This window comes from Geitlerinema sp. PCC 9228, assembly GCF_001870905.1.
Lineage (GTDB): Bacteria > Cyanobacteriota > Cyanobacteriia > Cyanobacteriales > PCC-9228 > PCC-9228.
Genome location: NZ_LNDC01000074.1, coordinates 37919 through 49541 on the forward strand (window position 1 = coordinate 37919; position 11623 = coordinate 49541).

General features: G+C 48.2%; 7 protein-coding genes. 5 read left to right on the plus strand and 2 right to left on the minus strand.

Annotated features, from left to right (window positions below):
- Positions 1-272 precede the first annotated feature (272 nt).
- On the plus strand, positions 273-557 hold the full coding sequence (locus AS151_RS05995) for a DUF1816 domain-containing protein (RefSeq protein WP_071516141.1): 285 nt from the start codon (positions 273-275) through the stop codon (positions 555-557).
- A 37-nt stretch (positions 558-594) separates the two neighbouring features.
- On the opposite strand, the gene AS151_RS06000 is transcribed toward AS151_RS05995, so the two are convergent.
- A complete protein-coding gene (locus AS151_RS06000; RefSeq protein WP_071516142.1) occupies positions 595-1434 on the minus strand; it encodes an alpha/beta hydrolase in 840 nt (279 codons plus the stop codon).
- Between the two features lie 179 nt (positions 1435-1613).
- Between AS151_RS06000 and AS151_RS06005 the strand changes: the two genes are divergently transcribed.
- Positions 1614-4601 carry a glycerol-3-phosphate acyltransferase gene (locus tag AS151_RS06005; RefSeq protein WP_071516143.1) on the plus strand — a complete coding sequence of 996 codons (2988 nt, stop codon included), beginning with the start codon at positions 1614-1616 and terminating at the stop codon, positions 4599-4601.
- Between the two features lie 240 nt (positions 4602-4841).
- Entirely contained in the window at positions 4842-6188 is a 1347-nt protein-coding gene (locus AS151_RS06010; protein WP_071516144.1) for an ATP-binding protein, read from the plus strand.
- A 310-nt stretch (positions 6189-6498) separates the two neighbouring features.
- Here AS151_RS06010 and yidD read toward each other — a convergent pair whose 3' ends face one another.
- Positions 6499-7038: a membrane protein insertion efficiency factor YidD gene (gene yidD / locus AS151_RS06015; protein WP_071516145.1), complete on the minus strand. Its 540-nt coding sequence runs from the start codon at positions 7036-7038 to the stop codon at positions 6499-6501.
- 303 nt (positions 7039-7341) lie between these two features.
- Between yidD and AS151_RS06020 the strand changes: the two genes are divergently transcribed.
- Both AS151_RS06020 and AS151_RS06025 read left to right on the plus strand, forming a co-directional pair.
- Complete coding sequence (locus tag AS151_RS06020) at positions 7342-8745, plus strand: ATP-binding protein (RefSeq protein WP_071516151.1); 1404 nt, start codon at positions 7342-7344, stop codon at positions 8743-8745.
- 42 nt (positions 8746-8787) lie between these two features.
- The coding region (locus AS151_RS06025; protein ID WP_139240533.1) for a UvrD-helicase domain-containing protein at positions 8788-11623 on the plus strand (2836 nt) is incomplete at its 3' end.

Consider the following 11623-nt stretch of genomic DNA (forward strand, 5'->3'; position numbering starts at 1 on the left):
GCAATTGCCATCTTGTAGAATTTGGCGTAGAAAATTAGAAAACGCCAGTAAATAAGGACTTATAAGGACCGGCTGTCACAGGTTATCCGTTCCTATCCATGGCTGTTTGCCAACCAATTCCCGTTTGATTCCCAGACCTGAGGGATATTTGGGAAATTCTTTTTGCCAATGGCGAACCACCGACAAACTGGTGTTCCTTTGACTGTTTGTCTTCACACCGCACTTCGATCTACTTGTAAATGCGGTTTCCGTTCTCTCGGAGGTTCTTGATTATGAAGGAAGTATTGATTAGCCTGCTCAACTTTTTTGGACAAGCCTGGTGGGTAGAAATTCAAACGGAAAATCCCAGGTGCATTTATTATTTTGGTCCTTTTTTAACCCGTAGGGATGCCGAACAAATGCACGCCGGCTACATCGAAGATTTAAAAAATGAAGGTGCCAGCATTGCCTCGCTACAAATGAAACGCTGCCAACCGCAGAAAGTAACGGTTTTGCAGGAGGAAGAAACCGAGTTCCCTAGCCAAGCGGGGGATCCGCAGTTTTCCACCGCTGGCTAGAACGCCGCCACCTACTGGATCTCCCGCAAGAGGGTTCTTACGATACCAATTCACCTTGATAGACATCGAACCAAACGTCAATGTCTGTGAGGACTTGCTGGGGAATTTCCCAAGGAAATAAATGTGCTGTCTCAGGGTAGCATTGCCAGGAACTGCCTGGCAGTTTTTGTGCGGTTTCGTAGCTGGAAGCAGCGGTAATATGGCGATCGCATTCGCCAGCTAAAACCAAAGCCGGACATTGAATTTGGGATAGGTCTGCCAAGCGATCGTATCCCGAGTGTAAAGCGGCTGAGAGTGCTTGGCGCGCTGCCGCCGATGTTTGCAAATACGCCGAAATTCCCCAGCGAGCCAAATAGCGGTAACTTAGTTCTGTATGCTGTTGCAAAAGATACCGATAAAGCGATCGCTTTCCCAAAAGTTCTCGATGCCAGCGTTTTCCCGGCTGCAGCCAATTGCTAGCCGCAGCCAGACCCGTATACAGCAAATCCTGCCAAGTAACCGGCGGATGGTTGCTGCGGGGTTTGGCCGCCGTTGCTACCAAAATCAACCCGCCAATACGTTCCGGACATTGCCACGCCAACTCCAAGGCCAAAATCCCTCCCAAGGACCATCCCAGCACCACGCATCGTTCGATCGCCAAGCGATCGAGCAATGCGGTCAAATCCCGCAAATGGTCGGACATAGAAAAGGATGCATCCTGACGGCTGCGACCGTAACCACGCAAATCCGGTGCCAAGGTCCAAAACCGTTGGGATAAATGATGGGTAAACACAGACATCGCACTAGCAGAACCAGGATGTCCGTGCAAGCAAAGCACCGGAAATCCGCTTCCCTGTTGTTGTAAATATAATTCTCCAACCGGTAATGTATGCACCATAGGTTCATCCTAATTTAGAAATTGGGAATGGGGGAGATAGGGGAAATAAAAAAGTACAATAAAATGAATGATTTTCTCCCATACTCCCATGGTCTCATGCTCCCATATCCCTCTCCACCTTTTGCTAGGATAAACTCGTAGCAAAACTATTCGCCGGCTGCTCGGGTAGGATCGTAACGTTGGAACTATACTACGCGCCGATTGTTTTAATCGTTTGTCCCCTGCTGGGTGGTTTGCCGCTGATTGCCTGGATTACCTACGCACTCACTGGCAAAAAACTCCAGCAATTGGGAACTGGAAATGTTGGCGTTCAAGCGGCTTTTTACCACGGAGGAACGCTGGTAGGCGTGTTGGCGGTGCTTTCGGAAGCTTTCAAAGGCATTGCCGCTGTCTGGCTGGCGCGATCGCTCTTTCCCACCACGCCGGTGTGGGAACTGGTGGCGTTAATGGCTTTGGTTGCCGGACGTTACTGGTTTGGCAAAGGAGCCGGTACCACCAATGTGGTGTGGGGGGTTGTGGTTCACGACCCGATTGTAGCCGGTTTGGTGTTTCTGATTGGTGGGATTAGCTTCACCATTTTTCGGGAACGCCAGCGGGGAAAAATTGCTGTATTGGTGCTGTTTCCCCTTATGATGGGATTGATGCACAATCCGCGGGACCATCGCGTTTTCGCCGCGATGGCGTTAAGTAGTTTGCTGGCTTGGATTTACCGACAATTGGAAGACGATTTGGATTTGCCTGCTGAGAACACCACCCCGGAAAACCGCAAATTATTTCGCTTCTTTCGAGGCGATCGCGCCATCATGTCCTTAGACCGTTCTTTGGAAGTAGACCAAGCTGGTGGCAAAGCGGCTACCCTCTCCCAGCTAAAGCGTTGGGGATATCCAGTTCCCTCGGGTTGGGTTCTGCCTCCCGGCGACGACCCGGTACCGCTGTTAAAGTTCCTGTCTCCTTCTGAGGAAAAGCCTCTGGCCGTCCGTTCTTCAGCTATTGAAGAAGATTCGCAACGAGCTTCCGCTGCCGGACAGTACGAAACGGTTTTAAACGTAACCTCTAGAGAATCCCTCGCCAGTGCCATTTCCACCTGTCGGTCTTCAGCCGAACGTCCCCACGCCGTTGGTTACCGCCAGTCGCAGCAGTTGCGGACCGATGCCATGGCGGTTTTGGTTCAAGAGCAAATTCAAGGGGTCTTTTCTGGGGTGGCCTTTAGCCGCGATCCGCTGTTGCGTCAAGGGGATAGCGTTCTCATCGAAGCGTTAGCTGGTTCGCCGTCGCAGGTGGTTTCCGGTCAAACCACGCCGCAGCGATTTCGTGCCTCCGTTCCCAACGAATTGGTGGACGATCGCAGTTGGGTATTGCCGGAAGATGTGGATTTACCGGTTGAAGGAGAAAGTCAAGAAGCTTCGCCAAGACTCATTCAACAGGTGGCGTTTCTGGCGCGTCACATCGAACAGCAATACCACGGCATTCCCCAGGATATCGAATGGACCTACGATGGCGATCGCTTGTGGGTGTTGCAATCCCGTCCCATTACCACTTTGCTGCCGATTTGGACCCGCAAAATTGCCGCCGAGGTGATTCCGGGGGTCATTCGTCCGCTGACCTGGTCCATCAACCGTCCCCTCACCTGTGGGGTATGGGGAAATATCTTTACCATCGTTCTCGGCGATCGCGCGCGGGGGTTGGATTTTAACGAAACTGCAACCCTACATTTTTCCCAAGCCTATTTTAATGCTTCCTTGCTGGCAGACATCTTTCGTCGTATGGGATTGCCGGCGGAAAGCTTGGAATTTCTGACCCGCGGCAGCAAGTTAGGCAAGCCACCCTGGACTTCTACTGTGCGCAATATCCCGGGATTGTGGCGGTTGCTGCGCCGGGAAATGCGGTTGGTGGAAGATTTTAAGCGCGACCACCGGCGGCTGTTGGCACCAACGCTGTTGCAGCTGCGGCGCGATGGTGGCTACGGCACCGGCCATCGCTTAGACCGCATGTCGGAAAGGGAATTATTAGAACGGGTGGATCGGATTTTGCAGGCTTTGCAAACCACTACCTACTACAATATTTTGGCACCGCTGAGTTTGTCCCTGCGGCGATCGCTATTGCGGGTCAAACCGGAAAATCTCAACAACAGCAAGCTGCCGGAAGTGGCGGTAACGCGATCGCTGCAAGAGTTGGCTGATAACGCACGTCATTTGCTTGGGGAGTTGGAACCCGAGACCGATGCAGCATCCTTGTTTGCTACCCTAGCAGAAATGAGCGACGGTGGCGTGATTTTGGAGCAATTCGACCGCATCGTCCAACGCTACGGCTACCTCAGCGAAGTGGCTACTGATATCGCTGTTCCTACCTGGCAGGAAGACCCCCAACCTCTACGCCGGCTGTTTGCACAACAACTCATCAGCGGCGAAACCACCGTCAATCAAACTGCTACCGAGACGATATCTTCTCCCCAACGCCAGCGGTTTGGCAATTGGTCCTTTTCCTGGCGGGTGTCTGCGGTTCAGAAACGCTTGAATTTGAAAGGACAGGTGGCGAAAAGCTACAACCGACTCCTGGCTCACCTGAGATGGACGTTTTTGGCTATTGGCGATCGCTGGGTGCAAAGGGGCATCTTATCGGAAGCAGATGATATATTTTTCTTGGAACTAGCGGAAATTCGCCGTTTGGTGGCTGGCGACGAACAGCTACAACAGTATAGTTTATCTCTATTGCGCGATCGTCGCGATCGCGTCAATCGCGATGGGGAAATGCAACCCCCACCCAGTGTCGTTTACGGCAACGATCCCCCCAAAACCTTTTCTCTCCCCAAACCGGCCACCCAAACCATGCGGGGAATTGGTGCCAGTCCCGGCCAGGCAGAAGGCATGGTGCAAGTGGTTACCTCCCTGCAAGCCATGCCACCCTTAGACCAGCCTACCATTTTGGTGGTTCCCTATACCGATGCTGGTTGGGTGCCAATTTTATCTCGCGCTGCTGGTATTGTCGCCAGTGTGGGGGGTATCCTATCCCATGGTGCCATTGTGGCCCGCGAATACGGTATTCCCGCAGTTATGGATGTGGAAGATGCCACCAGGCGTTTGCAAAATGGTTGGCGGGTTCGTATTGATGGGACCAAAGGTACGGTCGATATTCTGGAAACGGAATCTCATGAAACCACAGAAAGTTAGTAGCTAAGATGAAGTTAATACTAAGTTAAGAAACAAATTCTCGCAGTCAACTTGCCCCGGTGACTATTAAAATAAATAGGGGGAGAAAGGGATGCCCTTGGCACTTTTTCCGATGCTTCGGTGTAGCTTAGCACCAGTGCTCATCTCCTCCAGTAAAATTCCTTGACTGGCTTTTCCAAATTAAAAGATTGGTATTTTCCCGGTTCATCTTGCAGCTAGCTCCCTTTTCCAGGAAGGGCCATGATTTTACATATGCTACAGTCGGAAAACCTACCGCAGCATCTGAGCGATTCGGTCAAAAATTTAGGATTGGAGTCTACAGTCAAAGAACTGTTTCTATACGACTTCCAAATCGAACTGTCGCAGCCTGGGAAAAAGGTGGAAAAAGCTTTTGAGAACAATCCGCTGTTGCCAGGGGTGATTTTAACGGAAAAAGGCAAATACGCTTTTATGCTATCGCGGCGGCGTTTTTTTGAAATTATGAGCCGTCCTTACGGCATCGAACTTTTTTCCCGCCGTCCTTTATATTCTTTGCGTCCTTTTATTCCCAAAGATACCCTAATTTGTTCGTTGGATACGCAGATTATTGATGTGGCCAAACAATGCGTGCAGCGATCGCCAGAATGTTTGTACGAACCGGTGGTTGTTACCATTCAAGAAGGGGAATACCGACTGTTAGACGTTCACCAACTTCTCCTGGCACAAGCTTACATTCAAGAACTCACCGTTCAGCTACTGCAAGAACAAACCAGAAATCAAATGGTCCAAACTGAGAAAATGGCCAGTTTGGGACAAATGGTGGCTGGCGTTGCTCACGAGTTAAACAATCCGATTAATTTTATCTCCGGCAACTTACAATATCTTTCTTCCTATGTCAAGGATTTGGTGGAATTGATTTCTACATACGAAAAAGAAGAGGTGGAATATTCCGAAGAGTTGCAAGAGTTAAAAGAAGATATCGAATTGGATTTTCTTTTAGAAGACACAAACAAAATTGTGGAGGGAATGCAAACGGGAACCGACATGATGACTAAAATTGTGGGAACCCTGCGCAACTTCTCTCGGGTTGACGAAGGGGAACGTAGAGTGGCCGATATTCACGAATGTATTGAAAGTACGCTATTAATTCTGCGCAATCGCCTGAAATACCATATTCAAGTAGAGAAAAATTATGGCGAACTCCCCCAAATTCCTTGCTATTCCGGTCAGCTGAGCCAGGTGTTTATGAATTTAATCGTTAATGCCAGCGATGCTTTGGAAGACCTGCGGCTGAAGAAAAAGGAAGAAGAAGGGATCTATTTTGAAGGGTGGATTGGTATTACTACTTACCAAGAAACCAAAGACGACAAGCAATGGATCGTTATTAAAATTGCTGATAACGGCGGTGGCATTCCCCAAGATATTCAAGAACGCATTTTTGAAATGTTTTTTACTACCAAACCCCTTGGCAAAGGAACTGGTATGGGATTGGCGATTAGCTATCAGATTATTACCGACAAGCATGGCGGCAAATTGGAACTCCATACAGAACCAGATAAGGGAACGGAGTTTGTAATTAAATTACCCGTAGAACCGCCATCGCAATAAATAGAAGCTGGGAAGATAGAGAAGGCGTTGCGGCGAAAAAGTATTTTTGGGCAGGTTGGATATTTGAGTGAAAAGCTCTCAAAAAAAAACAGCTTTTCCCCGAATCTTATCTTTTTCCCTATTATAGAAACAAAATTGCTAGCTGTCAACCATGGGAGCCAATTTTGCAGGTGATTCCCCTTGGCTTTTTGGGATAATTGGCTGTTATAGCAAATCCGATTTGTGAAAACCACATTTTAGATAGAGACAGAAGAGTAGCGAGGAGGGGGGAGGAGGGGGAGAGACAACCAGAAGTTTTAGCTTGGGGGATTTATCGGTTTTGCAGTGCGGATTTCGTATTATCCACAACTACAGTCTGGTATATCGCAATTGCAATCTGGCATATCGCAATTACCAAAGTCAAATCCGCAATCTGGCGTATCGCAAAATTCCCCCTCACTGCTGCTATCGCCGCCAGTAGGAAAGTAGCAGCAGTTGCAGTTGAAGAACCTATCCTTTTTTTCTTTTTGGTTTTCTCTTCGGAGTTATCTTGCGCGTGTATTAGGACATTTGCCTGCTTGCAGTCTAACAAACGTTGCTGGAATTTTGGAATCGCTGCCACCAAACCTTTCTCTCGAACAACCGTCTGAAAGTATTGGGAACAAGAAGTTCCCCCATAAAGCGTTTTATGCGCACAGCGGAATCCTTTGTAGGGAGAGAGATAGCGTTGGTAGAGTGATACAAGCGCGATCGCAAGTTTATCCAAACTACTTGCCAGTCCGATTCCTTGAAAAATCCGTATAATAAGAGCGAGAGCCATTACCGAACGCGATATGAAACCTGGGGTGGGATGGGGTTGGTTTTCTTGCATGGTCAAACCTCAAATCAGAAATTGTCGGTAGGTCACCCCAATAGCAAAAGCACAGTCTCCCATGCTGTTCTGAATTAAGTGTCCTATACCACGAACATACCATTTTTCGTGCAGTTTGGTTGCCGAATGCAAGGAATTCTTTCAATCAATTGGAGTTCAACCAAGAAAAAGCAACACAAAATTTTTCCACTCGCTACTATAGCCGCCAATTTTCGCAGCCATCTCGGTAGGATTTTGGGTTATATCCTTTCAAGAAAAACGGTACAATAGTTCTAGTGTCGATATTGTCTTTTGAATTCCATCATGACTTCCCATCGCCAACCTCCCAAGCCTTTTTTTTTGCAAAGCGATCGCTATTTAAGCTTGGAGTCAACCATTGGGGAACTGCCACTCTATCAATTTCAGGTAGATTGGTCGTTTGCCGCTGAAGAGATTGTGCCAATTTTTCACCAATATCCTTTACTGCCAGGAGTGGTTTTGCTGGCAGAAGGAGAATATGTCGGTATGATTTCTCGCCAGCGAATTATGGAATTTTTAATGCGACCTGGGGGTCAAGAATTATTTTGGCACAAACCTTTAGAAATTCTCTACAGCTACGCGCGATCGCCAGTTTTGTTGCTTTCCGAACATACCCCAGTCGTAGAAGCTGCCAGACAGGCATTGCGACGTTCCCCAGAACTATTAGGAGAACCAATTGTGGTGCGTCAAGATAGTGGCAACAGCCAACTGCTGAACGTTCACGAACTCAACATCGCTTACTGGCAAATTCGCGGCATCGAAACCCAAACCCGTTTCGAACATTTACAGGCACAAATGATTCAAAACGAAAAAATGGCTAGTTTGGGTCGTTTGGTGGATGGGGTGGCACACGAAATTTTAGACCCGGTGGGATTTATTTGGGGAAATTTATCCCACATTACCAATTATATTGATATTTTACTAGAAATTCTAACCGCCTATCAAAAACAATTTAACAGCGAACCGGAAGAAATTCAAGAGTTAAAAGAAGACGTAGAATTTGAATTTTTACAACAAGATATGCCACAAGCGATCGCGAGTATGAAAAACGGTGCCGAACGGATTAAAACCCTCGTTACCAGCTTGCAAAACTTCTGCCACATCGACGAAGTCTATCCCCGTCCAGCCAACTTGCACGAAAGCTTAGAAAGTGCTATTTTATTGCTCAAAAGTCGCAGTACCATAGATATTGAAATTGTCCGTCGCTACGACAATTTACCGCCAGTTCCTTGTTATATAGGACAACTTTCACAGGTCTTTATGAACATCCTCAGCAACTCCGTGGATGCGTTAATCAATCAAGCCACATCCCAGAACTTTTCCTTAGAATTTCAACAAAGCGATCGCCCGCAACCTTATTTGCCTGCCTACCAAAAACCTAAAATAGAAATTATCACCCAACTACTTTCCGAACCTGCAGAAAAATCACCCAAAAACGCCCGGGAAAAACAGTTAGAACAGCGATGGATATGCATTCAAATCGCCGATAACGGACCCGGTATTTCCCCAGAAAAGCAAAAAGAAATCCTCGACTCCTTCTCCCGCAACAAAAAAGCCGGCAAAGAAACCAGCCTCGCCTTGAGTTATTGGATTGTCACCGCCAAACACGGCGGTAAATTTCACTTTTACGCCACCCCCAACCAAGGCACCACCTTTGAAATTTGGTTGCCCCGTTCCGGCGACATCTGATAAAATAACCACATCATCTGCCCAATCTCCCTGCCGCCGCCTATGCCTCTCACCCCCACCCAACAACAAGCCGTCTGCGCACCCACAAGCGTGGTGGTTACTGCTGGTGCGGGAACGGGGAAGACTCATATGCTAGCGGAACGGTATTTGTATTACTTGCAGGAAAAAGAGAAATCTCCCTTGCAAGTGGTTGCCGTCACCTTCACCAACAAAGCCGCCGACGAATTGCGATCGCGGATTCGCAGCCTGGTCAAAAATCGCCTTCCCCACCGCAGCGATATCTTTGCCGAGTTAGAAGCTGCCCCCATTAGTACCCTGCATTCTCTCGCCGCGCGTATTTGCCGGGAACACCCACAAAAGGCAGATGTGCCCCCAGATTTTGAAATTTTGGACGAACAGGAAGGCAAACTGTGGCAGTTGCAGGTTCGCGAAAAAGCGATCGCAAATTTACCCCTAAGAATTTTTGAGAAAATCCCCTACTCGCTGCTAAAAAAAGCAATTCACAGCCTCCTTAACGATCCGATTTCGGCATCAGAAGCCTTAGCAGTAGGGTCATTTCGCGAAACCATCCTCAATTTTGCCAAAGAAAGAAAAAAGCAGCTTTGGGAAAATTTGCATTCTAGTTCCCCATGGCAAGAAGCGAAAGAGATTTTATTTCAATATAGCGGTGCCGAAAACGACGCGCTGGAACAATCCCGTCAAACAGCCGTAGCGGCAATGGCAGCATGGGAAGCAGAAGAAACGCCATCGATACAGAATTTAGATGCCATTTGTAAAATTGACCTGCGCAAAGGAAGCAAGAAAAAATGGCAGGCGGGGGAATTTGAAGAAGTCAAAAAGGCGTTGAAAAACCTGAAAGAAACCATCAAAGAAGCTTATAAAGATGGTCTTGGTCAATCGCTGGTAGCAGACGAACAACTGGCGGCAGCGTTGCCGAGTTTGCAAGAAGCCTTTGAACTTGTATCCGCAGAAATTGCAGCGGCAAGAAAGCAAACCCGGAAATTGGGATTTGCCGATTTGGAAGCACAGGCATTGCAGGCGTTGCAGTGGGAGGAAGTTCGCAAATATTACCACCGGCGATGGCAGGTTTTTCTGGTAGATGAATTTCAAGATACCAATCCCGTACAGGCAAAGTTGCTAGAATATCTAACCAAAACCGCAGAAATGACCGTTGTTGGGGATAGCAAGCAATCCATTTACGGATTTCGCCGTGCCGATGTGCGGGTGTTTCGGGAATTTCGCGATAAAATTTTGGCTGCCGGTGGCACTGAGGTGAATTTACAGCAAAGTTTTCGCACCCATGTGGAATTGGTGGACAGCATTAACCACATTTTTACACCTATTTTAGCGGAAAACCATCAAGATTTAACCGCTTTTCGCCAGTCGGCACCCCAGCAACCGCCGCATGTGGAGGTGGCAACGGTAACTGGTGGCGATAAGGAAATTACCATAGACCAGCGACGGCGGGTGGAAGCGAACTATCTTGCCGAGAAAATACGTAGGGTTTTGGATAGCGAAACCCCAATTTACGATTCTAAGCTACAAACAGAACGCGCGATCGCGCCTGGGGATATTGCCATTTTAGCGAGAAGTTGGTCGCCGTTGGATATTTATGCAGAAGCATTGGCGGCGGCTGGCATTCCAGCGGCGATTGTGGGGGGAGAAAATTTACTGCAAACCCGGGTAGCCAAAGATGCTATGGCATTGTTGCAGTTTTTAGCCGATGCGAGAAACGATGTGGCGTTGGTGGCGGTGTTGCGGAGTCCTTTTTTTGCCGTTAGCGATCGCGTTTTGTACGAAATCGCTAATAATAATGATAGCGAATCTTGGTGGCAGCGGTTGCAAACTTGCCAGCATCCGGAAATTTCCCAGCCGCTATCGGTTTTGCAGCAATTAAGAAGCGATCGCGACATCGAACCCCCCACCCGTTTGCTACAATTGGCAGACTCCTATACTGGCTACACTGCCGTTATTACCAACTTACCAGATGCCCAGCGACGGGAAGCCGACTGGCGGGGATTTCGAGATTTAATTCGTCGTTTGGAAAGCGGCAACCTCGACGTTTTCGCCGTAGTCAGACGTTTGCGAAGTTTGGAAGCCGCCGAAGAAATTTCCATTCCCCGACTGCCTTTAGAAATCGAAAACGCCGTTTCCTTGATGACCGTTCACCGCGCCAAAGGATTAGAATGGCCGTGGGTTATCGTTGCCGATTTGAGTCGTAAAGAAAATAACCAAGGCGAAGATATTTATTTCGATCCGGAATACGGGGTGGCTTTGAAGTTTGGCGACGCTACCGACAAAAATAGCCAACCCCAGCTATATCGATTTCTAAAACAACAGCAAAAACAGCGGGAAGAGATGGAAGCCAAGCGACTGTTGTATGTGGCTTTAACCAGAAGTCGCGATTTTCTGCTGCTAACCGCTAGCAATGAAAAAGGCGGCAAGCTAGATATTCTCGAACCGGGTTTGCAAGCTGCCAATATTTCTCCCACTGCCATTCCCTACACTTCCGAAAATGCCATTCCGCCAACGCCTCCCCTTCCCCAACCGCCATCGGCTAACGGGGAAATCCTGTTGGATTCGGCGGGATTGGGATTGTGGGAACTACCGGTTACGGCTTTAAGCGTGTACCATCGTTGTCCGTGGGAATTTAAATTAAACTATATATATGGACATCCAGGTGTCGGTCAAGGTTTGGATGAAAATCGCATCGGTCAGCTAACCCACCAGGCGCTGGAAGGCGACATCGATAGTATAGATACGCTGCAAAAATTCGATCCTGGTTTGCAACCTCCGTTGGTTCAAGAAGCGATAGACCTAGCGAATAATTTCCGCCAGCATCCAGAATTTGCGCCTTTTCGCCAACCCCATCTTCTCA

Excerpts from the sequence above, each read along its gene's own strand:
- AS151_RS05995 (WP_071516141.1), top strand. The coding sequence starts at position 273 with ATGAAGGAAGTATTGATTAGCCTGCTCAACTTTTTTGGACAAGCCTGG.
- AS151_RS06000 (WP_071516142.1), bottom strand. The coding sequence starts at position 1,434 with ATGGTGCATACATTACCGGTTGGAGAATTATATTTACAACAACAGGGA.
- AS151_RS06010 (WP_071516144.1), top strand. The coding sequence starts at position 4,842 with ATGATTTTACATATGCTACAGTCGGAAAACCTACCGCAGCATCTGAGC.
- yidD (WP_071516145.1), bottom strand. The coding sequence starts at position 7,038 with ATGCAAGAAAACCAACCCCATCCCACCCCAGGTTTCATATCGCGTTCG.
- AS151_RS06020 (WP_071516151.1), top strand. The coding sequence starts at position 7,342 with ATGACTTCCCATCGCCAACCTCCCAAGCCTTTTTTTTTGCAAAGCGAT.